The following is a 24,213-nucleotide window of genomic DNA, read 5'->3' on the forward strand; positions in this document are numbered from 1 at the left end:
TTTAACCGTCTTTGGACCGCTTTTCACATCGCGCGCGCAAGGACGATCGTGCCGGACAGGATGAGGAGCGCGCCTGCCGCATAACTCAGTCGTTGGCCGAACGGCAGCAGCTTCTCGGCGGCGACATAGAGCGCGATGCCGATGATCCAGGCCAGGTTCATCACGCCGCCGACGAACAGCAATACCATTAGAAACCAGCAGCAGCCGACGCAGTAGCTGCCGTGGCGAAGTCCCATCCGGAATGCGCCGCGCGTGCCGGGCCGCCAATGTCGGCTGAGAAACAACAGAGGGCTGTCGCAATAGCGCAGGCAGGCCTGTTTGAGCGGCGTGAACTGATAAAGCCCTGCTGCAATCAGAACGCCGCCGCCCAGAATGGCGCTGGTGCTTGCCATCGCCATCGAAAGCAACCCGAAGCGTTCGAACGCTCCTTGCACCAGGACTGCCACGAGACTGAACCCGGCCCACGTCACGAGATAGCCGGCGAGAAAGATCCAGCTATCGATTGCGGCGCGAGAAGCAGCCTCCTGCTTGCGCTTCACGGTCGCATACAAGAGAACGGTGGGCACCGCGCTCGGCGCCATCATCGCGACCATCATCACCCACCACATCACGAACAGCAGCGCGCCATAGAATGGCGTCCACGGCATCGGCGCCATGTCCGGCATGTCGGCCATCATCTCCGTGTCCATGCCGGCGCCCGCAGCGAGATAGGCCCAGGCGAGCGCCACCACTGCGGCGGTCCCGATCGCGACGATCAGCCGGTCGCGGTGGAGCAAGTGTTCCAGTATCGAGCGCCCCTCCATCGACTTGTCCATGGCGATCAGGAGCTGACACCGAGCTCTCGTGTCGGTGTCAGCGCCGCATCATGCCGCAACGCCCTTGGGCGTCTGCACGACGTTGGCGAGCGAGCTGTGCGTACCGCGGGTCTCGAACGGGATCGCGCCGGTCGAGCGGATGTCGGCGGATGCGATCTCGGCCGCCCGATGTTCGAACCCCTCGGGCATCACCACCTGGATGCGGTGAGGATCACCGGTCACCGGATTCTTGATCGGCTCGACATCGGTCTCGAGCACGCCCCTGGCGACGAGTCTTGCGACGCGCCCGTCTTTGTCGAAGGAGAACTCGAACGGCGCAAACACGGGATCATGGATCTTGGTGACGATCATGCTGACGATCTGGAACAGCGTGCCTTCGGCCGAATGCTTGCCGGAGAAGATATCGAACAACGCCTGTCGCTGCTCCGCCGTGGCGCGTTCGTCGATGATGGGCTGGATTGTCCCGTTGCCCTCATGCAGCGGCCCGGGGAAATCGACCGTGATCGCAAAGCAGAGACCATCGAGCCTGGTCCCTTCGAAATGTCCCTTGGCGATCCGCATGGCGACCAATCCCTTGCAATAGCCTTGGGTCGGCGGTGCATTGAAATCGCAGGGGCAGCCAAACGCGCAGGTGCAGTTCTTCATCCATTCGCCTTCGAGACGCCAGTCCGATGCAGTCATGGCACATCTCCCAATATGAGCGGGGACGCGGCAGCCGTTGACGAACTTGTTCAGCGTTGTTGTCGAAGCAATGCGAAAAGGCGCGAGCGGGATCGAGTTCGATCAGAAGGCCGGCATCGCAGAAAAAGTTTGGTGGCGAGCTGCCGTTTACCGTCCGAGGATCATATCAGCGGCCGCCGGGCTCGTATAGTGACCAATATTGCCCGGTATCTTGGGAGGCGGGAGGAGGCCGGCGTCAGATTTCCGCCTCGGGCGCCGGAACTCGGAGCTAGGAATTGTCCTCATGCATATCAGCGATCGACTTCTGACGGGCGCGTGACAGCCTGGACATCACGGTGCCGATCGTGATCCCCGTAATCTCGGCGATTTCGCGATGTTCGAGGCCCTGGATATCACGCAGCACGAGCACTTCGCGAAAAGCCATTGGTAAGGCGGCGACCAAGGCTTCCAGTTTCGCCGCGTCGGCGGCAGTAATGAGTGTCGAATGAAGTCAGCCAGGCGTTCCGCGACTTTGTGCCGGAACCTCGGGACAACGGTCGTTTTGCACTTGCCATGAAGGACCGGTGATGTCGGAAAGCGAGCGGGGTTCTCAAACATGGCAAGGGAGCGACGGAGTGCGGTCGCCTTCCGGACCATTGCGATGCAGCCCGTCTGACAGCTCGACCAAACCGATCCGTATCATCTCTGCCCGCGGTTCGGCAGGCACCGGTGCACCAGAGCAATTCCGCTTTGCATCTCGTGCGGCATCAGCCGTTTGGGTATGCATCCTCTGCGATGAAATCGGATGTCAGGAAGACGGTTGTCGCTGCCTTGGTTTGGTCTTGATCGAGCTGAGCATCGTTGCGGCCGCGATCAGCACCAGGATGCCGAAGAAACTGAGTGCGATCTGCATTGCAATCTCATCTGAGATGTTGACCAGCGCAATGTGGCTGGCAAGCGCCAGCAGAACGCCGAGGCAATAAATTGCCAGGGAGTTCTCGCCGCAGCGGATCGCCCCGCGCATCAGCGGCGTCGACAGCCCTTGCCAATTGCGAGGCACGAGCCATACGGCCAAAATCGCAAGGGCAATAAAATGCAGCAATCGCAAAGGATCGAGGTCCGATTTGCCTGCGAGGTCAGGCAACTTCGTCAGGATCTGTGGGTCAAGTCCCTCGGCTGGTCTAGCGCTCCAACCCAATGCGATGGTCAGGCTGAAAGCCAGATAGAGAACGGCAGGTCCAAGCGCCGTGCGTGAGCTCATCCGCGACCAGAACCTCTTGCCCTCCATGACACACCACGCACCAAGCACAACCAGCAACTGCCAAGCAAGCGGATTGAAGAACCAATCGTTGTTCGGCCACGCCGGAACGGTCCAGCCGAAAAGATGCACCGACGCGTAAAGCAACAGCGAGGCGCCGAGCGCCATGTTCGGCACTCGGAGCATCAGCCACAGCAGTGGCGCGAACAAAAGATGGAAAACCACGAAGAGGGGCAAGACGTCGGTGTTAACGGGTCGGTATTGCAGTATCGCTGCATGCGCAAGCGTCGCTCCCGGATGATCCAAGAAAATGCGCGTGTTGGTTTCGTCGGCAAGCCCGCCGCTGCCTGCGAGGTAGACCACGATGACGCAAGCAAGCGTGAGCAGCAGAAATGCGGCGTAAATGTCCCAGCTTCGCCACAGAGTACGGCTGAGCACGCCGGGCCAGCCGCCGCGCGCATGCGCCTTGCCGTAGGCCAGCGCGCAGGTCACACCCGAAAGGAACATGAACACTTCCGCACTATCGCTAAAGCCGTAATTCCGCAGCGTCACCCAGCTTCCGATGTTGTCGGGAATGTGGTTCAAGAAAATGCACCAAAGCGCGATACCGCGGCACGCATCGATGCGCAGGTCGCGGCCGGGCCCGTTCAGCTCCGGCAGCGCGCTCGTCCCTGATTTCGTGGGCGTCGCGAGCAACCTGGGTGCGAGGTGCAGAAGCCGACCGAAGAATCCCTTGTCATTGGATTCAATCTCCGCCGACGTTCGGTGAAAACCAGTGTTCGGCGAGGTCCTACCGCGATGCTTGTCAAGATCGATAGGAGCCTCACGCATAGGCTCCCGGGCATTGGAAAGATCAAGCGAACTGATCGTCACCATCTCGACGGAAGAATCGCGGGGCGGCACTGCAGGCACCATGATTTTGGTGGCGACGGGCTGAAAGGAAGGAGCTGACAAGCCTTCCATCGACTCTTCGTCGGTAACCACTTCATATGAGCCCGCCGGTAGGCGTCGTTCAACGCTTGCGATCCGGAATGGGTGCTTGAACACCACCGTTTCGCTCCGTGATCGGGTCATCACCATGATCATTCTCGCAGATTGATCCCGGAGTTCCGCCATATCGCGCAGCGGGCGATGCCGCCGGGGGCAAACGCCATTCAGCTCGGGCGAATGTGTGCCGATTGAAACTCAATTGGTCTCCACGCTCGGTGGAAAGCGCTGAAGCTAGCTTTCTTTGAGCTTCATCCCGCTGGGTACAGCTTCGCCCTGGCGCGACAATCGAACACGACGAAACGATGCGCTCTTTATTTCCGAATAGCTATCAATTTCTAATTATTCGAGTCATCCGCCGACTCAGCCGCGACTGGCAGCCCCACTTACTGTTCTCAATCGGCTCTCGCCTTCGACGTGCATGAATTGTCGGCTCATGCTGAACGTGCCGACCCTTGCATGATGTAGCGCTCGACAGTTCGGTCGGCACGAACGCGGAGTAAAGTGTCGATCCGAAGTTTCAACGGACATCGCTCGGGAGAAGTTGGCGTAGATTTCGTTCTGCCAGTTTGAATACCGCCTCGTTGGGTCCCGCGATGAGTTGCCCCGAGGCGAAAGTATTCATGGGTTTGGGAACGGATACGGCGTTAGTCTGTTGCTTGTAGATCGGATTGTTTTGTCCGAGAGCTGCCTCAAGAACGGCCACACACCGAAGTCGCCGCGTCCATGAAATGGCAGCCCGGTGCCGTAGGTAGGCGCACACGTCATCCTGCAAATTGATATCGAATGTCATCACGATGCGCTCAGGCAGTGCCTGCGTGGCTTGCGACCAATTAAATGGCCGAATTGAGGATACCATGAAAATGAGCATTGCAGCTGCTCTAGGCGCTTTGTCGGCTGGAGAGAAAAAGTTGGCGAAGTACGCTCGAGCCTCCACTACCACGTGGCTCGGTCGCTCCGTTCTCATCAAAGTGGCGCACGTCCTTGAAAGATCCGGACTTGCCATGGTTGGAGGCGCCGGCGGCCTGTACGTCGCCCTAGGACTGATGCGTATGGAAAGCGATTTATTCCGAAACGAAGAAATCGCCTTGCTGATGATGCTTTACGGGGCGTTTGGCTTCTATCTAGGCATCGATCTGCCGAGCCGTCTTGTGCAGACGGTACAAGTCAGACGACCGGGAGAATGGAGCTTCGAAACCGATGCGGCGGCGATGGCCAGCGCGGCCGGAACCTTCTTTGCGGCGATTGGGGTGTTTCTGTCCGTTGGCATCATTGTGTTTGACCACACCATGCGGAATGAATTCAGCGTTCTGGTGGGATGCTCTTGGGCGATTGGCACCCTGTTTCAAATTGCCGCCGGCGCCATAAGCCGCAGCAAAGTCATTAGTGAGGCCCAGGATGTGGGGTAAAGATAAATCAATGTCCCTTTGGACGCCCGAGAAGCTAGGCGAAAAAGCCAAGGCAGACGCTGAGAACGACAACTACAATCCACCACATTCATGGTGGCCTGGCCGATACAGCGTTGGTACCGAAGCCCGCGACACGTACGACAGAGCTTTCAATCTTCATCACAGCGCCAAGGACGAGCGCTAGGCTGTCCCAATCGCCTTGTGGCGAGATGGTCAATCTGCACAGATTCGGGCCGCTATAGGTGCGTGTCACCGCGAGGCCCTAGGCATTTATCGGCGATGAGAACGTCATCAGTCGCTCTCGTCTGCCTGCTTGTCCTATAAAGCGGGAGATGGTGATGCAAGACGGGGCCGGAGAGGCTGAGCTGACCATCGTGGAGCGCTATAAGCGCGACGCGCTTGAGGACATGAACATTCCCGACATCCTCGATGTGCTTAAAGAAATCGAGGACGAGATCAGACGACGGGGCGCCCCCGAGGGAGCGACCGATCGAGAATAGAACAGTCAGCCTCTTAGAAGAACCGTGGTGCCCAGGGGCGGAATCGAACCACCGACACTGCGATTTTCAGTCGCATGCTCTACCAACTGAGCTACCTGGGCGTGCTCCAAGAGAGGGGCCAAAGCCCATCGAGCGGGCGGTTTATAGTGGGCTCGAGGCGGCCTGTCCACCCGGCTTCACCAAGTGGCTGCGCCGGGCGCGGCCCCTCTGTGCACAAGCTGGGACGGGGTTGCTGTTGCGGCCGCCTGCCGCCTCAGAGGCTCTCTTAATCTATTGAGATAGCTCGATTATTCGACGTCGTCGGTTTCGTCGTCACGGCCGGGGATGACGTAGGAGCCCTTCAGCCAGCGGTTCAGATCGACGTCGCGACAGCGCGAGGAGCAGAACGGACGGGTGGCCTGCGTCTGCGGCTTGCCGCAGATCGGGCAGGTTTTGAGCGGGCCGGTGGGCTTGGTGACCTGGTCGTCCATGGATGTCGGCAGCTTACACGGGGTGACGGGGTTCAAGTGCCTGCCAGGAAGCGAGTTCCTGGTGCAGCCGCACATGCGCCGGGGCGCGGACCCGGCCGGGCCATTCTACTGTGCATGGGGTTGTTTTCGAGGTTTTGTCGGCGCGGCCGTTGGGCTCACTTGGGGCTCACACGGCGGTGGTATTGAGCCAGCCGAAGCGGATCGGAAAGCCCTCGCCGCCGAGCAGCGTCGTGGTCTCGTAGAGCGGCAGGCCGACGACGTTGGTGTAGGACCCGACCATCTTGACCACGAAGGATCCGGCGATGCCCTGCACGGCGTAGCCGCCGGCTTTGCCGCGCCATTCGCCGGAGCCGATATAGGCCTGGATGTCGTCCTCGGAGAGGCGCTTGAAGCGCACGCGCGTCTCGACCAGGCGCTGGCGGAAGGCCTCGCGCGGCGTGACCAAGCAGATCGCGGTGTAGACGCGGTGGTTGCGGCCTGACAGCAGCCGCAGGCACTGCGCGGCTTCGTCCACGAGGTTCGCCTTCGGCAGGATGCGGCGGCCGACCGCCACCACCGTGTCCGCGGCGAGGACGAAGGCGCCGCGCAGCTCGTCGTCGAGCTGCACCGACTTCAGCGCAGCGTCGGCCTTGGCCCTGGCCAGCCGGTTGGCGCAGGCGCGCGGCAGCTCGCCCCGCTTCGGCGTCTCATCGACGTCGGCCGGCCGGAGCGCATCCGGCTCGATGCCGGCCTGGTTGAGCAGCGACAGCCGACGCGGCGAACCGGAGGCAAGTACGAATTTTGGGCGGCCGAGCATCAGGTGATTTGGGGGATGAGGCAGGGGTGAATTGCGCGCGGAACCTATCGGAAGGGGGCTGATTTCACAACCCGGGAACCGGAGTTTGGTGATTCGAGGTATCCGCCACGGCTGTGCCTGCTCTCTGTGACGCGGGTGTTACGGAGGGTCTCGTGTCCCGGACGCGGCGCGGCATGAAATGCTGCGACGCTGAGCCGGGACCCACGCCCGTGCGATGAGATGGGCCCCGGCTCTGCAGCGCATCGCGAAGACGCGCTGCACTGCGTCCGGGGCACGAGATCACCCGCTCGCCGCGCCGACCTTGGCGAAGCGCCGCCGGATGCGCATCAGGAGCTGATCGCAGACCTCGCGATAGGCAGCGAGCTTCTGGTCGCGGCTGCCTTCGATGGTGGTGGGATCCTGCGTCGGCCAGTATTCGACCTCGGCCGCGAGCGTTCGCGTCAGCTCCAGCGCCTTGTGATGCGCCTCGGGCGAGAGCGTGATGATGAGGTCGAAATTCAGTCCCTCCCAATCCTCCAGCTCCTCGAAGGTCTGCGGCTTGTGGCCGGAGATGTCCTGGCCGAGCTCGCTCATCACGGCGACGGCGAAGGGATCGAGCTCGCCCTTCCTGGTGCCGGCCGACTTCACGTAGAGACCTTGCGGAAACATGTGCTGCAACAGGCTCGCGGCCATCGGCGAGCGCACGCTGTTCATCGCACAGGCGAACAGCACCGACTGAGGATCGCGTGCGCGTGGCGGATCCGCCATCGCGCTCAGCCTCTTTTGATAGAGGGCATGGCCTTGTCGGAAAACCGCTGCACACTTTTCCGGGCCATGCCCTAACCCTTCCAGTGCAGGACAGTGATGAGCGTGAACAGCCGGCGCGAGGTCTCGAAGTCGACCCGCACCTTGCCTTTCAGCCGCTCCTGCAGCGTGCGCGATCCCTCGTCATGGATGCCGCGGCGGCCCATGTCGATGGCTTCGATCTTGTCGGGGGGCGCGGTGCGGATCGCCTGGTAATAGCTGTCGCAGATCATGAAATAGTCTTTCACGATCCGCCGGAACGGCGTCAGCGACAACAGATGCGCGACGACAGGCGTGCCGTCCTCGCGGCGGATGTCAAACATCAGCCGGTTGCCGGTGATGCCGATATGCAGCGTGAACGGGCCCTTTCCTTCCGCCCCCTCGGGCGCGAACAGGTTCTGCTCGATCAGATCATAGATCGCGATCGCCCTCTCGTGCTCGATGTCGGGCCCGGAACGGCCGATCGATTCCTCGTCGAGCGTGACGCCGACGATGCGATTGGTCGAGTCGTCCTGTGCGGGCGGCTTTGTCATGACAGATTGAGGCGCAATCCAATCGATCGCGAATGGGCGTCCAGCCCCTCCGCCTTGCCGAGCGTCATCGCGGCCGGACCCAGTGCACGCAATTGGTCGGGCCCGCATTTCAGGATCGAGGTGCGCTTCATGAAGTCGTGCACCGAGAGCCCGGAGGAAAATCGCGCCGAGCGCGCCGTCGGCAGCACGTGGTTGGAGCCGCCGACATAATCGCCGATCGCCTCGGGCGTATGAGGCCCGAGGAACACCGCGCCAGCATTGCGGATCTTCGCGGCAAGCGCGTCGGGATCGGCGGTCATGATCTCGAGATGCTCGGCCGCGATGGCGTCCGCGAGCGGGATGGCCTCGCCCAGGTTCTTCACCATGATGACGGCGCCGAAATCGGCCCAGGAGCTGCTTGCGATCGCGGCGCGCGGCAGCGTCTTCAGCTGCGCCTCCACCGCCTTTTCGACGTCGGCGGCAAGGCGCGCCGAGTCCGTGATCAGGATCGACTGTGCGCTGGAATCGTGCTCGGCCTGCGCCAAGAGGTCAGCGGCGATCCAGTCGGCATTGCCGCTGTCATCGGCAATGACGAGCACCTCCGAGGGGCCGGCGATCATGTCGATGCCGACCTTACCGAACACCAGCCGCTTGGCGGCGGCGACATAGGCATTGCCCGGGCCGACGATCTTGGCGACGGGCGCGATGGTCGCGGTGCCGTGCGCCAGCGCGGCGACGGCCTGCGCACCCCCGACACGATAGATCTCGGTGACGCCGCCGAGATGGGCGGCCGCCAGGACCAGCGGATTGAGCTTGCCGTCCGGCGAGGGCACCACCATGACGAGGCGCGAGACGCCGGCGACTTTCGCCGGCACTGCGTTCATCAGCACCGATGACGGATAGGCCGCCGTGCCGCCGGGGACGTAGAGGCCGGCGGATTCGATGGCGGTATAGCGCCAGCCGAGTTCGACGCCGAGCGGATCGGTGAAGCGCTCGTCTTTCGGCAGCTGGCGGCGGTGATAGGTCTCGATGCGGTCGCGCGCGAGCTTGAGCGCATCCAGCGTCGCAGGCTCGCAGGCCTTCACGGCGGCCTCGATCTCGGCGGCGGAGACGCGCAAGGAGGATGCGTCCAGCCTCAAGCGGTCGAACTTGGCCGTCGCCTCGAGCAGGGCGGCATCGCCGCGCTTGGCCACGTCGTCGACGATCGCGCGCGCAGCGGCTTCGACATCGGCCGAAGCCTCGCGCTTGGCGGCAAGGAAGGCGGCGAATCGCTGGTCGAAATCGGCGCTGCTGCGGTCGAGGCGAACGGGCATGTTTCGCTTGGCTTCTGGCTGGTCTTGAGGGGCGGGGCGTCGCACCAGGTCCCCTGCTCAATGGCGCGGCGGGGAAGCTGCGTCAACCCTCGGCAGATGCCGTTCCGGCCAGGGCCTGAGCCCGTTCCGGCTGGTATACGGCCGCTTCACCCCTCCCACTCGATTCCCGTGCCCAGCGTGTCGGCCCCGAGGTCGGTCAGCTCGCATTCCAGGCACTCGAGGTCCAGGCGGATGGCGCCGCCCTGGGCGAACAAAAGCAGGGCGCTGCCGCCGGGCTCCTCGGCGCGGCCGTCCTGGGGGTGAAATTCAATGCCGACGAGATCCAGGATCTTGTCCGGTGCGGCGAGGTCAATGTTGCGCGACTTGCAGGCGAGCACACGGTCGAAACGGAGCGCTGCGACCAGCCGGCGCGGCTCGGTCTGGCCCTCCAAGGTCTGCTCCCAGTCCAGCCGGCTCATTCCGACCACAAGCCGTTTCTCGCCCTGCCGCCAGATGATATCGGAAGCCTGGACGCGGGCGTCCTGGACATGGGTCGAGATCACGGCGAGGTCGTCGGCGTCGAGCGCGATCAGTTTGAGCTGGGGCGACATCGCCGCGCCTCTCCTTGAGTGGACGGGGCTCAACGCGCACGAGCCCCGAAATTTCCGCACAAGTTAAGCCCTGGCCCGGCTCGCCGCTACGCGGCGAGCCACCCTTTCCCACAACAAGGGAGGGTTAGAGTCGTGAAACCTCACTCCCGGAAAAACGCCAGGAGATCCGCGTTGATCGTCTCGGCATGCGTGGTCGGCATGCCGTGGGGGAATCCCTTGTAGGTCTTCAGAATGCCTTTCTTGAGCAGCTTGGCCGAGAGCGGCGCCGAGTCCGCGTATGGCACGATCTGGTCGTCGTCGCCATGCATCACCAGAACCGGCACGTTGATCTTCTTCAGATCCTCAGTGAAATCGGTTTGCGAGAACGCGACGATGCCGTCGTAATGCGCTTTCGCACCGCCCATCATGCCCTGGCGCCACCAGTTCTCGATCACGGCTTCCACTGGTTTGGCGCCGGGGCGGTTGTAGCCGTAGAACGGGCCGGCGGCGATGTCGCGGTAGAAGGCCGAGCGGCCGGCGGCGAGCTGGGTCTGGAAATCGTCGAACACGTTCTTCGGCAGGCCGCCGGGATTGGCCGCGGTCTGCACCATCAGCGGCGGCACCGCCGAGAGGATCGCGGCCTTCGCGACGCGACTCTCACCGTGACGGGCGATGTAGTGCACGACCTCGCCGCCGCCGGTGGAATGGCCGACATGGAAGGCGTTCTTGAGGTCGAGATGCGCGGTGAGCGCGGCGAGATCGTCGGCATAATGATCCATGTCGTGGCCGTCGGCGACCTGCGCCGAGCGGCCGTGGCCGCGGCGGTCATGGGCGATGACGCGATAGCCGCGCGTGACGAAGTACATCATCTGCGCGTCCCAATCGTCCGAGGACAGCGGCCAGCCATGGCTGAACACGATCGGCTGGCCCGAGCCCCAGTCCTTGTAGAAGATCTCGACGCCGTCTTTGGTGGTGATGGTGGGCATGGTGGGGGCTCCTTTCAATGAGAGACGTCATCCGGGACGCACGTCAGCGCGGACCCGGAATCTGAAGATTGTTAAATCGAGATTCTCAGGTGCGCGATTGCGCACCTGAGCTCATCGCTGCGCGATCCCCTGGAATGACGAGGGGGTGCCGATCAGGCAAACGCAAGGGGCTTGTAGCGGCGCCAGGCGCCGATGGTCAGCACGACGAAAAACACCAGCACGATGCCCTGCACCACGGCGAACACCGGCCCCGATGGCGGCGCCGGCGGCACGGCGGGCGCGAGCGCGGCAAGCGCGGGCACCTTCAGGAACGACTGGATCACCAGCACGAAGACATTGAAATAGAGCGAGATCATCGCGGTCACGATGTAGACCGGACGCCAGACGCCGGCGAGCTTCATGCCGTACAGCGCGAAACAGGCGATCGCGAGCAGCACCAGTGAGATGATGCCGATGATGTGCGAGGGCAGCAGCTCCTTGAATGGAAACAGGAAGCCGGTGGCGCTGGTGAGAATGGTGAACAGCAGGAAGATCGCAGTCAGGCCCGGCATCGACTTCGAGCCGAGCAGGCCGAACATCACGACGAGCCCGGCGACGATGGCAATCAGGCTGATGATGACATGGATTAGCGTGAGGGCGGGCAAACTCAAGCCAAGCATCATGACATCTCTCCTACACTCCGCGTTGAGGTGACGAGAATAGTATTACGGTCCTCATCGGATTACCACCTGCCTTGTCGTCACATGCACGAGCGCAGCCATGCGTCGTCGTGCGAAATCGACAAGCGCATGACTGATCTTTTTGCAGCGCTGTCACAAACGACGGCAGTTTGTGATCTGCGGGATTCAACGAAAGTTGAATCGATCCTTCACACGTTCTTGGTGTCGAAGATCAGGATGTCGGCGCCGCCGCTGGCGAATTTCGGCACGTCGGCACCGGTCGCCTTGCCTTCCTCGCTGGCAAAGGCGGCCTGGATGTCGGCGACGCTGTCGAAGGTGAGAATGGCGACGAGGTGGATTCCGGAAGGACCTGCGGGAGATGCGACCGGCCCCTTGCTGACGGCGTAGTTCTTCAGGCCGGGAAGCTTCTTGGCGAGCGGGATGTGCGTCTCGGCATAGTACTTGTCGAACGCGGCGGCATCCTTGGGTGTCTTGTACAGCACGACGATTTCAGCCATTTGGTCCTCCCGTTGAATCCTTGTTTTTTCGCGCGCGATTGGCCTCGCGACGAGGGGATAGTCTGTAGTTGTCGGCAAGATGGCAAGCCGGATTCGGCTTGCCATTGCCTGTCTTGTCCTTGCCTAAAGCGCCGGTTTTGCGGCGTCGCCGAGATAGCCGTGCAGGGAGGCCACGACCTGCGCGCCCTCGCCGATGGCGCCGCCGACGCGCTTGACCGAGCCGGAGCGAACGTCGCCGACGGCGTAGACGCCGGGCACGGAGGTCTCGAGCGGCGCGACCAGCTTGCCCTGGTTCTGCTCGGATTGCGCGCCCGTGACGACGAAGCCGCCGCGATCGAGCGTCACGCCGCAGCCGTCGAGCCAGGACGTGGCGGGATCGGCGCCGACGAACAGGAAGAGATTGCGAATGTCGGCCGAATCCTCGTCATCCGACAGCCGGCTCTTCCAGCGGATGCGCCGCAGTAGCGAGGCCTCGTCGCCCTCGAGCGCGGTGATCTCGGTGTTGAACATCAATTCGATGTTCGGGGTCGCTTCGATGCGCTCGATGAGATAGCGCGACATGCTGGCGCCCAAGCCGCCGCCGCGGATGATCATCAGCACGCGTTTGGCGTGGCCCGACAGGAACACCGCGGCCTGACCGGCCGAATTGCCGGCGCCGACCAGCGCCACCTCCTCGCCGGCGCAGAGCCGTGCCTCCACGGGCGATGCCCAGTACCAGACGCCGCGGCCCTCGAACTTGTCGAGGTTGGCGATGTCGGGACGGCGATAGCGCGCGCCGCTGGCGACCACCACCGAACGGGAGCGCAATGTCTCGCCGCAATCCAGCGCCAGCGCGAAGGTGCCGTTGACGCGCGAGCAATCCAGCGAGCTCACCGACATCGGAATCATGATGTCGGCGCCGAACTTCTGCGCCTGGGTGAAGGCGCGCCCAGCCAGCGCCTGGCCGGAGATGCCGGTCGGGAAGCCCAGATAGTTTTCGATGCGCGCGCTGGCGCCGGCCTGGCCGCCGAAGGCGCGGGTGTCGACGACCGCGACCGAGAGACCTTCGGACGCCGCATAGACCGCGGTGGCGAGCCCCGCCGGTCCGCAGCCGACGATGGCGACATCGTAGATGCGGTTGTCCTTGGCCCCGCCGATCATGCCGATGGCGCGGCCGAGCTCGGTCTCGCTGGGATTGCGCAGCACCGTGCCGCCGGCCGTGACGACGAGCGGCCAATCCTCCGGCTTCGGCGAATAGCGCGCGATCAGTTCGGCGGCGTCATGCTCGCTCTCGGGATCGAGCAGATGATGCGGCTGGCCATTGCGGGTGAGAAAGCCCTGCAGGCGCACCACGCCGGCGGAGTTCGAGGGCCCGATCAGCACGGGGCCGCCGATGCCGTCCTGGATCAGATTGACCCGACGCAGGATCAGCGCGCGCATGATGCGCTCGCCAAGCTCGGCTTCGGCCACCAGCAGCGCGCGCAGCCGGTCCGGCGGGACGAGCAGCACCTCGACATCGCCTTCGGCGCGGCCGTCGACCAGGGCCGGCCTGCCCGAGAGCTGGCCGAGCTCGGCCAGAAATTGCCCCGGCCCCTGATCGATCACCGGCGTGACGTGACCGAGACCGTCGCGCTGGGTGATGGCGACGTGGCCCGCCAGCACCACGAACATGCCGGGCCCGGGCTTGCCGGTCTCGAACAGCAACTCGCCGTCGGCATAGGTGCGGATTTCGCCGAAGTGCCTGATCCGTTCGATCTCGGCGGGGGTCAGCGCCGGAAAGGTCTGCTCGGGGCGGGTGAACCGCAGCAGCTGCGCATCACGATCGGTTCGTTGTGTGTCGTCCTGCCCCATGGCCACTGCCTGCACTCCAAAATTTCCAGCCGCCGGCGTTCAACGAGAGGTCTTGCCGGCGGCCCCCTCATTTAGGGAACCATCGTCGTTCTGCGAGGGGTCGGTGATTGTGGCGCGTTCGCGCGCCTGAAGTTTCCGCCGCTTCAGGTTTTCGCGCAGCGCCGATTTCAGCCGGTCGTCCCGGGACGCCTTCGCCTGCCTCGCGCTCTTGTCAGTCTCGTCAGCCATCGCGGCTCCGTCCCAGCAACCGGCAGCAGGATGCCATCGAAGTGTGGCAGCTCAAGAGGCAACGCGATACGCCCATGTGAAACGCGAGATGGATCGAATCCGAACTCCAGGCCAACTGACCAGTTGGGCAGGGATATCAGACCCCGATCGGCGCGAACTCGGCCGGTTTGGGCGAAAACGGGCATTTTGGCGCCGATATCGGCCCGATTTTCTCGTTTTGGTCGGGCTAGCAAGCTTGCACAGGAGGGGGGCTTGTGGCAGATATCGGCCCGCTTGGTAGGCCCCTCGGGCGGCCGATTCTTGTCCCAGCACATGCTGCCGTAGCTCAGTGGTAGAGCACTCCATTGGTAATGGAGAGGTCGACAGTTCAATCCTGTCTGGCAGCACCAGCTCTCTCCATCGACGCGAGCCTTGTTGAACCTGGCCTTGCGCCTGTCAGCGAGACCGCAGGCACCCACGGATGCGATCGTGATCACACGTTCCCTGCCCTATGAAGGACTGCTCCACGAAATCGTCGAGCATAATGGCGTGCTCTATCTCGGCGGCATCGTCCCTGAAGATGCCGGGCTCGACATGGCGGGCCAGGCCGAGGATGTGCTGCGCCAGTTGAAGATCCTGCTCGAGGGAGCCGGCTCCGATCTGTCCTGCGTTCTCCAGGTGACGATCTTCATGGCCGACCTCACTGAGAAGGCCGCGTTCAACCAGGTGTGGAAGCGCTATTTCACGCGGAGCATCTGCCGGCGCGTGCCGCGATCGGCGTTGCGGATCTCGGCCCGGGCGTCAAGCTGGAGCTGACGGCGATCGCCGCGCGCCGGTGATCCTCGAGCGACGGGCGAGAAGAGCAAGTTCCGTCATTTCGCCAGTTTTCCATACATGGCTCGGCATTCTCGCGGCCCGAAACGCCCGAGTTTTGCTCGTTTCCTTGTCCCCCTTCTATGAAGAGGGCGCAGGGAAGGCCGGGTGCCGGCTGGCACCCACGGTCCGCTGTGCGACAGCACACGCAGAAAACTGCACAGCGGCATACAGGTGAAGCCCAACACACGGCCTTCCCTGCGCAGTGGTTTGACGGCTTATGCCTGCTCTCCCCGGAGCCGAGTTCCTTCTGGCCTCCGTCACCTCGCGAATTGACGATGCCTCAAGGCCCGGTTGAGCCGAGATGCATCTCCGCAAGGCTTGACCGTAGCAACGACGGTCAGGACCACACGGTTTTGCCGTACGCAGCTTCCGGCTCCGCCAAGAGGCTTCGCCGGATGTTGGCGCCGTCCGTTCCGCACGCTGTGAGACCTCACGAGGTTCATCTCGCCCTGGTCCCGCCCCGCGTGCCCGACGCAGCCGCGTCCACCGCACCCTGGCCCTCGTTCGTGACGACGTACGATCGCCCCTCGCCCTGGGCCGGGATGCGCGATGGATACCGCAATTCCGAATTTCGGTAAAGTGGAATATTTTCGCGGGAGGGGTTGACGGGGCTGCGCGGAGGGGCGTTGTTTTGCCCGACGGGACAGAAGCGTTGCGATCCTTCCGGTTGCGGCTCTTCAAAAGATGCGGTCACACGGCACGTTGACCCCTCATTTCATGGTGATAGTCTTTCCGCTCGCGACCTGTCCGGGAGGACACAATGGGATGGTTCGACCGCCTGTTTGGAAGGATGTCGGAGCCGACGATTCCTCTCCTTGCGAGATTTCGGCGGAAGTCAAAAGCGCCGACCGATCCTGATCTTCTGAAAATCGCCAAGGACCGGAAGGGGCATGTTTCCCGCAGAGCCGTCAGGGACGAGTATAATCGGCTGGTCCTGGAGAAGTACGCGCACGACAAGTCGTGATGCGCGTCGAGGATCTCAGTAGCCCGTAGGATGGGCTGAGCGAAGCGAAACCCATCTGCTCCTTGTCGAGCCACGAAACATGATGGGTTTCGCAAGGGCTCTACCCATCCTACGCACTGCGCACCATCAATGGTCGCCCTTCATTTGCAGTGCTGCGAAGCGGTCGTCCGAACGGCGCAACCGCCGGCATAGCTCGCGATTGATGTTCTGCAGGACGATCACGTAGGCGTGGATGTCAGCCTTGTAGCAGGCATAGAGCTTTTGGGCCGTCAGCTCGTACAGCACGGTCGGCGCCTCCGCGATAACAGTGGCGGAACGGTTCTGCATTTCGATCAGCGTCATCTCGCCGAAGAAATCGCCAGGCTCCAAACGCGATATCGGGATGACCCTGCCCGCATGCGTGCGTTTGCTCACCGCCAGCCGGCCGGACTTGACGATGAACATCGAACGTCCCGGCTCACCCTCGGCCACAACGGTCGCGTCGGCTTCGAAGCGGCGCTCGACCAGCATCGAGATCAAGAGGTCGAGGCCTGCCTCCGAAAGCCCGCCGAAGAACGGCGTCGCCAGCAGGAACGCTTTCAGATCGGAGGCCGTGACGGTCATCGCGCGAGGTTACGCCCGGTCGAAGGCTGCGGCAAGCTAAGCGGTGCAGCCAGGTTCCGTCATTGCGAGCGTAGCGAAGCAATCCACGAATGTGTCCGCGGAAACAGTCTGGATTGCTTCGTCGCAAGGGCTCCTCGCAATGACGCGGCGAGAAATTTCACCTCTCGACTCTGGACCACTGCCGCGCGCAGCGAAACCCATCAGACTCGTGCGGTGGCGAAGATGATGGGTTTCGCAAGTGCTCTATCCATCCTACGGGCCGCACAGTGCGAGCTATTGGGGCCGGCGGCCCGTGATCGCGTGCGCGCGCGCAGCGCAGGTGATGCGACCGTCCGCATGCGCCGGCAGGCTTGCACGCACCCGCGCGATGAGGGTCTCGACGTCCGCGGGCCTCATGGCGGCAACGGAAGGCCGGAGCGCGGGGGACTTCAGACTGATTGCCCAGAAGTCATCGAAATCTGAAAACGTTCGTTGCACCGTAATCTCTCGCGTTTGCACGTCCTCGAGACCTGCTCCTCGCCACAGGTCCCGCAACGCTTCCATGCGAGAGGCGTCCATCCGTGGCGGGCGCGTTGCCGGAATGCCCATTGCCTTCATCTCGTCATAGATCGGGTCGAGCGGAAAGCCGCCACCCAACATGTCCCACATATACGTCATGACCGCACCGCCGGGGACAACGACCCGCACCATTTCGCTGACGCCCCTGGCGGGATCCGGAACGAACACCAGAACCAACGCCATCACAGCCGCATCGAAGCTGGCGTCGGCGAAAGGAAGTGCCATCGCATCGCCCTGGTGAAACTTTGCCACGCGCGCCGCAGGTCGCGTGCGCGCAAAAGCAAGCTGCTCGGCCGAGGGGTCAATGCCCTGGACCTCGGCGGGGCTGCAGCGCTCGACCAGGAGTTCAGTGAAGGCGCCGTTGCCGCAGCCGATGTCGATCCAACGCAAGCCTGCAGGAGGCGCCAGCCAATCAAGGAATATCTCGCCGGCGAACCGGCTCCAGATTCCCATCATCTGCTCGTAGGCGGCACCATCGTCGAAGCGAATGGTCTGCTCTGCCATGTCGAGATCCTCCCGGCCCGATGACGATGCCTGGCGCGAGCCATTCTGCGCACAAGAGATGGGACTGGGGAAGTCCTGGAACTGACCTGATCCGCCGGATTATTGCCGCGCGACATTCTCCCCGCGCGGCGTCTTTCGCTTCCGCCACACCTGCAGGTCAATCATGACTTTCACCGTCGCCGCGAGGACGAGCGCACAGAGCGCCGCCTTCGAGATTGTCTCCATCGTCCCCTCGATCAGCAGGCAATGGACCACGCTGCCTGCTACGATGACGATGGCGAGGGGAATATGGATGATGCGCCAGGTTCGCGGGCGCCATCCCAACCGCCTTCGCAGCAGAGCCAGGAACGCAACCGCGAAGATGGCCCACATCGCGGTCACGCCGAAGGGAGAGAACGGAGTCGGCGATGAGAAGGTCAGCGCGTCGACCATGTCGGGCGGGCTGGTGATCCAGAGGCCGGCGACGTGGATCAGAATCGCGAGAGCAAGCGCGCCGCCGATCCAGTGATGGGCGCGCCTGCCGCGATAGGCCGACAATCGCGGCAGGTAGCCGCCGATCAGCAAGGGCTGCACGAGCACGAGACCGAGGGCGATGATCCCGGCGAAGCCGGCGATAATGTAGACAGGATCGCGCCATGCCAGCTGCTCGCTGGCTGCAGCAAGCGCAATCGGCACACCGATCGCCACGCCAAGGGCGACCCAGATCAGGGGCGCCCGGGCCGATCTCCATCGCGTCATCTGCAAGTGGGGTTCAAGCCGGCTGCAGCACGAAGTGCGCCTCGAGGCTGGTCTCCTTGGCGCTCCGCATCACCGGCCGCAGGAAGACGGTCTTGAACTCGCCGCTGTCATAGGCGAGGTGGCCGTGCGGCTGGCCGAAGATCGGAATGATCTGCGGCATCTCCAGCCGGAACCTGCCGTCCTTGTCGGTGAGCGTTGCGCCGTGGCTCTGCGGCTCGTGCTCCCGCCCTTCGACCGTGTGCGCCCAGATCTGGATGCGCTGTCCGGCCAGCGGAGCCCCGTCGCCGGCGCGGCGCACGGTGCCGCTCATCCAGAAACCGCCCTTGCCGATCCGCTCCACGATCGCCGCGCCCTTGCGGTAATTGTTCGCGCCGCCCGACATCGACTCGGTCGGTGCGAGGCCGCTCGCACGGGCGGGCAGCAGAAGGCCGGGAGCGCCGGTTGCTAGAAGGCCCGTTGCGAGGACGGAGCCGCCGGCAGCGAGGAGGTTGCGGCGGGTGAATACGACCGTGGTCATGTCAGTTCCTCCTGGCAGCAGCGCAGCTGCCTCCCGCAAGCTACAATACCAGATGTAAAACGCCCAGTTGGCGCGAGGGGCGCCAGGGCCTGCAATAACAGTGTTGTGAACGGCCGTCTTCGCGGCGTGCATCTCTCAGATGAGCTGACAAGAGGGGCCCGCAAGTGCTCTACCTATTCTGCGCGCTGCCACTACATGTGTGTCCTGCAAGCGCGCACCGTCACGCGGCCCCTCCACACCGGCAGCCCCTCCCATGATCCCCTTCTCCGTGCTCGACCTCGCACCCATTCGCCTGGGCGGCGACGCGTCGCAGGCCTTTCGCAATTCGCTCGATCTGGCCCAGCATGCGGAGAGGTGGGGCTTCAAGCGGTTCTGGCTGGCCGAGCATCACAACATGACGGGCATCGCCAGCGCGGCGACGTCGGTGGTGATCGGCCACATCGCGGGCGGAACGAAAACGATCCGCGTCGGCTCCGGCGGGATCATGCTGCCGAACCATTCGCCGCTGGTCATCGCCGAGCAGTTCGGCACGCTGGAATCGCTCTATCCCGGACGGATCGATCTCGGGCTCGGGCGGGCGCCGGGCACCGACCAGTTCACCGCGCGGGCGCTGCGTCGCGATCTCGCCAGCACGTCCGAGAACTTTCCGCATGACGTGCTGGAGCTGCAGGCGCTGCTCGGCGACGTGCAGCCGAGCCAGGCGATCCGCGCCGTGCCCGGCATGGGGACCAAGGTGCCGCTGTGGATTTTGGGATCGAGCACTTTTGGCGCGCAGCTGGCGGCAATGCTCGGCCTGCCCTTCGCGTTCGCCTCGCATTTCGCGCCGCAGATGATGATGCCGGCGCTGCGCGAATATCGTGCGCGCTTCGAGCCCTCGGCGCAGCTCGACAAGCCCTATGCGATGATCGGCGTCAACGTGTTCGCGGCCGACAGCGATGAAGAGGCACAGCGGATGTTCTCCTCGCTGCAGCAGCAATTCATCAACCTGCGCCGCGGCACGCCGGGGCCGTTGCCGCCGCCGGTGGAGGACATGGACGCGTTGTGGTCGCCGGCCGAGAAGGCCGGCGTTGCGCACGCGCTGTCATGCTCGGCGGTCGGGTCGCCCGATGTGGTCGAAGCGAAGCTGAAGGCGCTGATCACTGAAACCGGCGCGGACGAATTGATGACGACGGGGCAGATCTACGACCATACGGCGCGGCTGCGCTCGTTCGAGATCGCCGCGGAGGTGCGGGACCGGCTGGCGGCGTCGCCTAATCGCTGAACCGGCCCCGACTGAACAGCGTGAGATTGCAGGCTCCGCAATGGCGTCCTAAACTCGGGATATGGAAGGGTAGCGCAGCGCCGATCCCTCAAGGCCTGATCGGAGGATCAACGATGGATATGATCCGAAGCCGCGCCTTCGAGTTCATCGAGACGGTGCAAGTGCTTTCCGACGCCGCGAGTGTCCTGGACGCCATGGGACGCATGCTCGGCCAGTACGGCGCAGACCAGTTCTGTTGCGCCTATGTCGCGCCGCTCTCGACCGAAGCCCTGCGCGAGGCCGTTCTCGCCCATCAGCTGCCGCGCGGCTTTCTGGATATGTACTCCACCGAGCAGTACGTCTGGGACGATCCGGCGCTGCGCTACTGCAAGACGACACTGCGCCCGTTCAGGTGGTTCAAGGACGCGCCGTTCGATCCGATCCGGGAGCCGCGCGCGGTCGAACTGGTGCGCCGCGCCCGCGACTTCGGGCTGAACGACGGCGTGATGGTCCCGATCGCTTCACCCGCCAACCGCATCGGTCATGTATTCTTCGGCGGCCGCGCGATCGACCTGCCGGAGCGTGATTTGGCGGCTCTCCATCTCATGGCGCTTTATGCCTTCGACCGGGCGCTGACACTGCGCGGCCAGCCCGAGGCACGAACAGTCGCGCTGTCTCTGCGAGAGTGCGAGGTGCTGACTCTGGCCGCAATCGGACGATCCACCGAAGACATCGCCGACGCCCTGGCGATCACGCCGCGCACCGTGAAGGCGCACGTCAAGAGCTGCTGCAAGAAGCTCGGCGCGACCACCCGCACGCAGGCCGTGATGATCGCCATGCGCGACCGGATGATCTCGCCCTGAGCCGTCGTGCTGCGGGTCGTTATTTGCGCATGATCTTTTCGGAAAACCGCACCGCACTTGTCCGGATCATGCTTTAGTCCGGAAACCCGAACAGCTTGGCCGGATTGTGCACCAGGATCTTCTCCAGCTCCGCCTGGTCGGGCGCGTAGCGGTACATCAGCTCGAGCAGATCGGCATCGTTCGGCGGCCGCTTCACCGAGACCGGATGCGGCCAGTCGCTGGCCCAGACGCAGCGATCGGGAGCCGCCTCGATATAGGCGCGCGCGATCGGGATCACGTCGTCGTAAGGAGGACCGGCCTTCGAGGTCTTCTCGCCGAGCGAGAGCATGACCCAGAAATTGCCCTTGGCGAGCAGCTCCAACATCTTGCGCAGGTTCGGATCGTTCTTGCCGGCCTCGGGGGCGGGCCGCGCCATGTGATCGATCAGCACGGGCACGTCGAGATTCTCGTATTTGGCGACGCTCGACATGATGCCGTCCTTCTCCGGCTGGATCTTGACGTACCAGCCGAGTTCGCGGATGCGGGCGATGGCGCGGGCGAAATCGGCGTCCGACAGCACGGCGCCGAGCTCCTGGCGGAAGCTGAAGCGCGCGCCGCGCACGCCGGCGTCATGCAGCTTGGCGAGATAGGCGTCGTTCGCTTCCGCGAACACCAGCGCATTGGCGCAGCCGCGATAGTTCGGGCCCATCGCGGCAAGGCCGTCGAGCACGACGGCATGGTCCGCGCCGTAGGTCGTGGTCTGCACGATGATGCCGCGCTCGATGCCGAGCGTCTTGTGCATGCGCAGCGCCGCTTCCCAGGTCGCCGTCGGCATCCGATAGGCGGCGCCGGGACGCTCAGGATATTTCTCGATCGGCCCCAGCACGTGGAACTGGCTGTCGATGGTCTTCGGCGGCGGCGCCTTGATCGGGCGGCGCGGGTTGGGGTCGAACGGCAGATAGGTCGGCATGGAAGCGCTCCTTCAGTCGATCACGGCGGTGAAGTCGCATTGGACCAGGGCGCCGCCATCCATGTTGTCCATCGGCAGCGCATGGCGCGCGGGGCGCGAATGCTCGTCCGGAAACATTTTCAGCCATTCGACATTGAGAGGGCCGCGATTACCGCGGTCCTTCAGCCACACCGTCATCTTGATGATGTCGGAGGTCGAGCCGCCGGCGGCCTCCACCGTCGCCTTCATATGCGCGAACATGTTGGCGCATTGGGCATCCAGGCTTTCAGGCATCGCATTGGTCGCGGGATCGCGGCCGAGGATGACGCCCGACATCACGAGATTACCGATGCGGCAGGCGTTCGGAATCGGGTTGACGTGCTTGAAGCCGCCGATATGGATGCTCCTGCGCCGCGTTTGACCACTCATGGTGCGCTCCCTGTTATTGTTGCTTCAGACGAACTGGCACGACACCGAGCCGAAGGCGCCGTAATCGGCATGGAAAGTGTCGCCGCGACGGATGTCGACGGGCCGCGTGAACGATCCCGCCAGCACGACCTCGCCGGCTTTGAGATGCTCGTCATGCGGCGCGAGGCGGTTGGCGAGCCAGGCGATGCCGTTGGCGGGATGATTGAGCACGCCGGCGGCAAGGCCGGTTTCCTCGACCTCGCCGTTGCGGAACAGCAATGCGCCGATCCAGCGCAGGTCCGCATCCATCGGGCGGATCGGCCGGCCACCGAGCACCAGCGCGGCATTGGCCGCGTTGTCCGAGATCGTGTCCATCACCTTGCGCGTCTTGCCGGTCTCGGGGTCGACGCGGTGCATGCGCGTCTCCAGAATCTCCAGCGCGGGCGTGACGTAGTCGGTGGCGTTGAGCACATCGAAAATGGTGCAGTCGGGCCCGCGCAGCGGCGCCTTCAGCACGAAGGCGAGCTCGACCTCGATCCGCGGCGCGTGGAAGCGGTCGAACGGAACAGGCGTGGCATCGGCGTAAAACATGTCGGCGAACAGCACGCCGTAGTCGGGCTCGTTGATGCCGACCGCGTTCTGCATCGCCTTCGAGGTCAGGCCGATCTTGTGACCCTTGATGATGCGGCCGCGGCCGAGCTGGAGTTTCGTCCAGGCGCGCTGGACCGCGTAGGCATCCTCGATGCTGAACTCCGGATAGTCCTTGGTGAACATCGGGATCAGCGATTTCGTGCGCTCGGCTTCGTCGAGGCGCGCGGCGAGGCGTTCGATCGTGGCGGAATCCAGCATCGTTTACTGCTCCGCCGCCACGGTGTTGCGCAGCACGCCGATGCGACTGGACTCGACCTCGACGACGTCGCCGTCCCTCAGCCAGCGTGGCGGATCGAACCGCGCACCCGCGCCGGTCGGCGTGCCTGTCACGATCATGTCGCCGGGCTTGAGGGTCGCGAAGGTCGAGAGATAGGAGATCAGGAAGTCGAACGGGAACATCAGCCGCTCGGTGGTGTCCTGCTGGCGCAGCTCGCCGTTGACGCGCGTCATGATGTCGTGCGGCCCGCGCGGGTCTAGCTCGTCGGCGGTGACGATCCACGGGCCGATGCTGCCGGAGCGATCGAAGTTCTTGCCCTGCGTGACGTTGAACTTGCCGTGGCGCAGCCAGTCGCGGATCGTGCCCTCATTGCACAAGGTCATGCCGAAGATGTGCGACCACGCTCTTTCGCGCGGAATGTGGCGGCCGCCCTGCCCGATCACGATGACGAGCTCGCCTTCGTAATCGAGCTGATCGGACACCTTGGGCTTCTCGATCGGCTGACCGGAGCCCGTCATCGAGGACATGCTGCGCACGAACAGGCTGGGATATTTGGGCAGGTCCGAATTGTCTTTATACTCCGCGTTGCGCTCGGCGTAGTTGACGCCGATGCACCAGAGCTTCTCCGGCGCCAGCACCGGCGGCAACAGGACGAGCTTGTCCAGCGTGTAATCGGGCTTCTGGCCCGCGATGGCCTCCTGCGCTTCGGCGAGTGCATTGGCCGCGATCAGCGCCTTCACATCCGAATAGTCGCGGCCGATGCGCCTGGTCAGATCGACCACGCCGCCGTCCACGGCCGCGCCATAGCGCGTCTCGCCGTCCAGCAGATAGCTCAGCAGTCGCATTGTATGTCCTCCGATGATCTTGGGGCGGC

The 24,213-nt window shown here is 63.7% G+C and carries 28 protein-coding genes and 2 tRNA genes; 6 read left to right on the forward strand and 24 right to left on the reverse strand.

What is annotated here, in order from left to right; translation table 11 throughout:
• Positions 1-23: 23 nt before the first annotated feature.
• The 4 genes from ACVWYQ_RS19330 to ACVWYQ_RS19345 all read right to left on the reverse strand — a co-directional run bounded on the left by ACVWYQ_RS19330 (position 24) and on the right by ACVWYQ_RS19345 (position 3,819).
• Positions 24-677 carry a DUF2182 domain-containing protein gene (locus tag ACVWYQ_RS19330; RefSeq protein ID WP_333919202.1) on the reverse strand — a complete coding sequence of 218 codons (654 nt, stop codon included), beginning with the start codon at positions 675-677 and terminating at the stop codon, positions 24-26.
• 186 nt (positions 678-863) lie between these two features.
• Entirely contained in the window at positions 864-1,496 is a 633-nt protein-coding gene (locus ACVWYQ_RS19335) for a DUF1326 domain-containing protein (protein WP_271539203.1), read from the reverse strand.
• Between the two features lie 268 nt (positions 1,497-1,764).
• Positions 1,765-1,938: a sigma factor-like helix-turn-helix DNA-binding protein gene (locus ACVWYQ_RS19340; RefSeq protein ID WP_333919203.1), complete on the reverse strand. Its 174-nt coding sequence runs from the start codon at positions 1,936-1,938 to the stop codon at positions 1,765-1,767.
• 345 nt (positions 1,939-2,283) lie between these two features.
• Entirely contained in the window at positions 2,284-3,819 is a 1,536-nt protein-coding gene (locus tag ACVWYQ_RS19345) for an OpgC domain-containing protein (protein ID WP_271539204.1), read from the reverse strand.
• A 758-nt stretch (positions 3,820-4,577) separates the two neighbouring features.
• On the opposite strand from ACVWYQ_RS19345, the gene ACVWYQ_RS19350 reads away from it, so the two are divergent.
• Positions 4,578-5,129 carry a hypothetical protein gene (locus ACVWYQ_RS19350; protein WP_271539205.1) on the forward strand — a complete coding sequence of 184 codons (552 nt, stop codon included), beginning with the start codon at positions 4,578-4,580 and terminating at the stop codon, positions 5,127-5,129.
• A 338-nt stretch (positions 5,130-5,467) separates the two neighbouring features.
• Entirely contained in the window at positions 5,468-5,629 is a 162-nt protein-coding gene (locus ACVWYQ_RS19355; RefSeq protein WP_271539207.1) for a hypothetical protein, read from the forward strand.
• 25 nt (positions 5,630-5,654) lie between these two features.
• Here the strand turns inward: ACVWYQ_RS19355 and ACVWYQ_RS19360 are convergent.
• The 12 genes from ACVWYQ_RS19360 to ACVWYQ_RS19415 all read right to left on the reverse strand — a co-directional run bounded on the left by ACVWYQ_RS19360 (position 5,655) and on the right by ACVWYQ_RS19415 (position 14,293).
• A tRNA-Phe gene (locus ACVWYQ_RS19360) sits at positions 5,655-5,730 on the reverse strand.
• 186 nt (positions 5,731-5,916) lie between these two features.
• A complete protein-coding gene (gene yacG, locus ACVWYQ_RS19365; protein ID WP_225157319.1) occupies positions 5,917-6,099 on the reverse strand; it encodes a DNA gyrase inhibitor YacG in 183 nt (60 codons plus the stop codon).
• Positions 6,100-6,265: 166 nt separating this feature from the next.
• Complete coding sequence (locus ACVWYQ_RS19370) at positions 6,266-6,895, reverse strand: Maf-like protein (RefSeq protein WP_157283263.1); 630 nt, start codon at positions 6,893-6,895, stop codon at positions 6,266-6,268.
• 279 nt (positions 6,896-7,174) lie between these two features.
• Entirely contained in the window at positions 7,175-7,642 is a 468-nt protein-coding gene (locus ACVWYQ_RS19375; RefSeq protein ID WP_404544135.1) for an arsenate-mycothiol transferase ArsC, read from the reverse strand.
• 71 nt (positions 7,643-7,713) lie between these two features.
• Positions 7,714-8,211 carry a UPF0262 family protein gene (locus ACVWYQ_RS19380; RefSeq protein WP_456726271.1) on the reverse strand — a complete coding sequence of 166 codons (498 nt, stop codon included), beginning with the start codon at positions 8,209-8,211 and terminating at the stop codon, positions 7,714-7,716.
• Complete coding sequence (hisD, locus tag ACVWYQ_RS19385; protein WP_456726272.1) at positions 8,208-9,503, reverse strand: histidinol dehydrogenase; 1,296 nt, start codon at positions 9,501-9,503, stop codon at positions 8,208-8,210. The genes ACVWYQ_RS19380 and hisD overlap by 4 nt, the downstream gene beginning before the upstream one ends.
• Before the next feature lie 146 nt (positions 9,504-9,649).
• On the reverse strand, positions 9,650-10,093 hold the full coding sequence (locus tag ACVWYQ_RS19390; protein ID WP_404653882.1) for a DUF2948 family protein: 444 nt from the start codon (positions 10,091-10,093) through the stop codon (positions 9,650-9,652).
• A gap of 140 nt (positions 10,094-10,233) precedes the next feature.
• Positions 10,234-11,058 carry an alpha/beta fold hydrolase gene (locus ACVWYQ_RS19395; RefSeq protein WP_404653884.1) on the reverse strand — a complete coding sequence of 275 codons (825 nt, stop codon included), beginning with the start codon at positions 11,056-11,058 and terminating at the stop codon, positions 10,234-10,236.
• A gap of 152 nt (positions 11,059-11,210) precedes the next feature.
• Positions 11,211-11,720, reverse strand: coding sequence for a hypothetical protein (locus tag ACVWYQ_RS19400; protein WP_404653885.1), 510 nt, complete (start codon positions 11,718-11,720; stop codon positions 11,211-11,213).
• A 206-nt stretch (positions 11,721-11,926) separates the two neighbouring features.
• Positions 11,927-12,235, reverse strand: coding sequence for an EthD family reductase (locus ACVWYQ_RS19405; protein WP_157283268.1), 309 nt, complete (start codon positions 12,233-12,235; stop codon positions 11,927-11,929).
• 123 nt (positions 12,236-12,358) lie between these two features.
• Positions 12,359-14,065, reverse strand: coding sequence for an FAD-dependent oxidoreductase (locus ACVWYQ_RS19410; RefSeq protein ID WP_456727196.1), 1,707 nt, complete (start codon positions 14,063-14,065; stop codon positions 12,359-12,361).
• Between the two features lie 39 nt (positions 14,066-14,104).
• Positions 14,105-14,293, reverse strand: coding sequence for a hypothetical protein (locus tag ACVWYQ_RS19415; protein ID WP_404653886.1), 189 nt, complete (start codon positions 14,291-14,293; stop codon positions 14,105-14,107).
• 314 nt (positions 14,294-14,607) lie between these two features.
• Here ACVWYQ_RS19415 and ACVWYQ_RS19420 point away from each other — a divergent pair.
• Positions 14,608-14,682, forward strand: a tRNA-Thr gene (locus ACVWYQ_RS19420).
• A gap of 79 nt (positions 14,683-14,761) precedes the next feature.
• The gene (locus ACVWYQ_RS19425) at positions 14,762-15,088 is read left to right on the forward strand and encodes a Rid family hydrolase (RefSeq protein ID WP_456726273.1); all 327 of its coding nucleotides are present in this window, start codon (positions 14,762-14,764) and stop codon (positions 15,086-15,088) included.
• 1,150 nt (positions 15,089-16,238) lie between these two features.
• On the opposite strand, the gene ACVWYQ_RS19430 is transcribed toward ACVWYQ_RS19425, so the two are convergent.
• The 4 genes from ACVWYQ_RS19430 to ACVWYQ_RS19445 all read right to left on the reverse strand — a co-directional run bounded on the left by ACVWYQ_RS19430 (position 16,239) and on the right by ACVWYQ_RS19445 (position 19,032).
• Entirely contained in the window at positions 16,239-16,715 is a 477-nt protein-coding gene (locus ACVWYQ_RS19430) for a Crp/Fnr family transcriptional regulator (RefSeq protein ID WP_456726274.1), read from the reverse strand.
• Between the two features lie 273 nt (positions 16,716-16,988).
• Positions 16,989-17,777, reverse strand: coding sequence for a class I SAM-dependent methyltransferase (locus tag ACVWYQ_RS19435; protein WP_456726275.1), 789 nt, complete (start codon positions 17,775-17,777; stop codon positions 16,989-16,991).
• Positions 17,778-17,876: 99 nt separating this feature from the next.
• Positions 17,877-18,515 carry a ferric reductase-like transmembrane domain-containing protein gene (locus ACVWYQ_RS19440; RefSeq protein ID WP_456726276.1) on the reverse strand — a complete coding sequence of 213 codons (639 nt, stop codon included), beginning with the start codon at positions 18,513-18,515 and terminating at the stop codon, positions 17,877-17,879.
• Between the two features lie 13 nt (positions 18,516-18,528).
• The gene (locus ACVWYQ_RS19445) at positions 18,529-19,032 is read right to left on the reverse strand and encodes a peptidase associated/transthyretin-like domain-containing protein (protein ID WP_271539266.1); all 504 of its coding nucleotides are present in this window, start codon (positions 19,030-19,032) and stop codon (positions 18,529-18,531) included.
• A 253-nt stretch (positions 19,033-19,285) separates the two neighbouring features.
• Here ACVWYQ_RS19445 and ACVWYQ_RS19450 point away from each other — a divergent pair, with 253 nt between their 5' ends.
• Both ACVWYQ_RS19450 and ACVWYQ_RS19455 read left to right on the forward strand, forming a co-directional pair.
• Positions 19,286-20,293 carry an LLM class flavin-dependent oxidoreductase gene (locus ACVWYQ_RS19450; RefSeq protein WP_456726277.1) on the forward strand — a complete coding sequence of 336 codons (1,008 nt, stop codon included), beginning with the start codon at positions 19,286-19,288 and terminating at the stop codon, positions 20,291-20,293.
• A gap of 113 nt (positions 20,294-20,406) precedes the next feature.
• On the forward strand, positions 20,407-21,135 hold the full coding sequence (locus ACVWYQ_RS19455; protein ID WP_456726278.1) for a helix-turn-helix transcriptional regulator: 729 nt from the start codon (positions 20,407-20,409) through the stop codon (positions 21,133-21,135).
• Positions 21,136-21,208: 73 nt separating this feature from the next.
• Here the strand turns inward: ACVWYQ_RS19455 and ACVWYQ_RS19460 are convergent, their stop codons facing one another.
• Genes ACVWYQ_RS19460 through ACVWYQ_RS19475 form a run of 4 tightly spaced genes read right to left on the reverse strand, consistent with a single transcriptional unit; the run spans position 21,209 to position 24,184 of the window.
• The gene (locus tag ACVWYQ_RS19460) at positions 21,209-22,084 is read right to left on the reverse strand and encodes an amidohydrolase family protein (RefSeq protein ID WP_456726279.1); all 876 of its coding nucleotides are present in this window, start codon (positions 22,082-22,084) and stop codon (positions 21,209-21,211) included.
• 12 nt (positions 22,085-22,096) lie between these two features.
• Positions 22,097-22,492 carry a RidA family protein gene (locus ACVWYQ_RS19465; protein WP_057027594.1) on the reverse strand — a complete coding sequence of 132 codons (396 nt, stop codon included), beginning with the start codon at positions 22,490-22,492 and terminating at the stop codon, positions 22,097-22,099.
• A 24-nt stretch (positions 22,493-22,516) separates the two neighbouring features.
• Positions 22,517-23,320 carry a 2-oxo-hept-4-ene-1,7-dioate hydratase gene (gene hpaH, locus ACVWYQ_RS19470; protein ID WP_271539275.1) on the reverse strand — a complete coding sequence of 268 codons (804 nt, stop codon included), beginning with the start codon at positions 23,318-23,320 and terminating at the stop codon, positions 22,517-22,519.
• 3 nt (positions 23,321-23,323) lie between these two features.
• Positions 23,324-24,184, reverse strand: a complete 861-nt coding sequence (locus ACVWYQ_RS19475; RefSeq protein ID WP_404544165.1) for a fumarylacetoacetate hydrolase family protein — start codon at positions 24,182-24,184, stop codon at positions 23,324-23,326.
• Between the last annotated feature and the right edge of the window lie 29 nt (positions 24,185-24,213).

It is taken from the genome of Bradyrhizobium sp. USDA 3397 (assembly GCF_054060965.1).

Excerpts from the sequence above, each read along its gene's own strand:
- ACVWYQ_RS19395 (WP_404653884.1), bottom strand. The coding sequence starts at position 11,058 with ATGCCCACCATCACCACCAAAGACGGCGTCGAGATCTTCTACAAGGAC.
- ACVWYQ_RS19390 (WP_404653882.1), bottom strand. The coding sequence starts at position 10,093 with ATGTCGCCCCAGCTCAAACTGATCGCGCTCGACGCCGACGACCTCGCC.
- ACVWYQ_RS19355 (WP_271539207.1), top strand. The coding sequence starts at position 5,468 with ATGCAAGACGGGGCCGGAGAGGCTGAGCTGACCATCGTGGAGCGCTAT.
- ACVWYQ_RS19475 (WP_404544165.1), bottom strand. The coding sequence starts at position 24,184 with ATGCGACTGCTGAGCTATCTGCTGGACGGCGAGACGCGCTATGGCGCG.
- hisD (WP_456726272.1), bottom strand. The coding sequence starts at position 9,503 with ATGCCCGTTCGCCTCGACCGCAGCAGCGCCGATTTCGACCAGCGATTC.
- ACVWYQ_RS19330 (WP_333919202.1), bottom strand. The coding sequence starts at position 677 with ATGATGGCCGACATGCCGGACATGGCGCCGATGCCGTGGACGCCATTC.
- ACVWYQ_RS19350 (WP_271539205.1), top strand. The coding sequence starts at position 4,578 with ATGAAAATGAGCATTGCAGCTGCTCTAGGCGCTTTGTCGGCTGGAGAG.
- ACVWYQ_RS19430 (WP_456726274.1), bottom strand. The coding sequence starts at position 16,715 with ATGACCGTCACGGCCTCCGATCTGAAAGCGTTCCTGCTGGCGACGCCG.
- hpaH (WP_271539275.1), bottom strand. The coding sequence starts at position 23,320 with ATGCTGGATTCCGCCACGATCGAACGCCTCGCCGCGCGCCTCGACGAA.
- ACVWYQ_RS19375 (WP_404544135.1), bottom strand. The coding sequence starts at position 7,642 with ATGGCGGATCCGCCACGCGCACGCGATCCTCAGTCGGTGCTGTTCGCC.
- ACVWYQ_RS19440 (WP_456726276.1), bottom strand. The coding sequence starts at position 18,515 with ATGACGCGATGGAGATCGGCCCGGGCGCCCCTGATCTGGGTCGCCCTT.
- ACVWYQ_RS19345 (WP_271539204.1), bottom strand. The coding sequence starts at position 3,819 with ATGATCATGGTGATGACCCGATCACGGAGCGAAACGGTGGTGTTCAAG.
- ACVWYQ_RS19435 (WP_456726275.1), bottom strand. The coding sequence starts at position 17,777 with ATGGCAGAGCAGACCATTCGCTTCGACGATGGTGCCGCCTACGAGCAG.
- ACVWYQ_RS19465 (WP_057027594.1), bottom strand. The coding sequence starts at position 22,492 with ATGAGTGGTCAAACGCGGCGCAGGAGCATCCATATCGGCGGCTTCAAG.
- ACVWYQ_RS19455 (WP_456726278.1), top strand. The coding sequence starts at position 20,407 with ATGGATATGATCCGAAGCCGCGCCTTCGAGTTCATCGAGACGGTGCAA.
- ACVWYQ_RS19405 (WP_157283268.1), bottom strand. The coding sequence starts at position 12,235 with ATGGCTGAAATCGTCGTGCTGTACAAGACACCCAAGGATGCCGCCGCG.
- ACVWYQ_RS19380 (WP_456726271.1), bottom strand. The coding sequence starts at position 8,211 with ATGACAAAGCCGCCCGCACAGGACGACTCGACCAATCGCATCGTCGGC.
- ACVWYQ_RS19415 (WP_404653886.1), bottom strand. The coding sequence starts at position 14,293 with ATGGCTGACGAGACTGACAAGAGCGCGAGGCAGGCGAAGGCGTCCCGG.
- ACVWYQ_RS19460 (WP_456726279.1), bottom strand. The coding sequence starts at position 22,084 with ATGCCGACCTATCTGCCGTTCGACCCCAACCCGCGCCGCCCGATCAAG.
- ACVWYQ_RS19450 (WP_456726277.1), top strand. The coding sequence starts at position 19,286 with ATGATCCCCTTCTCCGTGCTCGACCTCGCACCCATTCGCCTGGGCGGC.
- ACVWYQ_RS19445 (WP_271539266.1), bottom strand. The coding sequence starts at position 19,032 with ATGACCACGGTCGTATTCACCCGCCGCAACCTCCTCGCTGCCGGCGGC.
- ACVWYQ_RS19370 (WP_157283263.1), bottom strand. The coding sequence starts at position 6,895 with ATGCTCGGCCGCCCAAAATTCGTACTTGCCTCCGGTTCGCCGCGTCGG.
- ACVWYQ_RS19335 (WP_271539203.1), bottom strand. The coding sequence starts at position 1,496 with ATGACTGCATCGGACTGGCGTCTCGAAGGCGAATGGATGAAGAACTGC.
- yacG (WP_225157319.1), bottom strand. The coding sequence starts at position 6,099 with ATGGACGACCAGGTCACCAAGCCCACCGGCCCGCTCAAAACCTGCCCG.
- ACVWYQ_RS19410 (WP_456727196.1), bottom strand. The coding sequence starts at position 14,065 with ATGGGGCAGGACGACACACAACGAACCGATCGTGATGCGCAGCTGCTG.
- ACVWYQ_RS19400 (WP_404653885.1), bottom strand. The coding sequence starts at position 11,720 with ATGATGCTTGGCTTGAGTTTGCCCGCCCTCACGCTAATCCATGTCATC.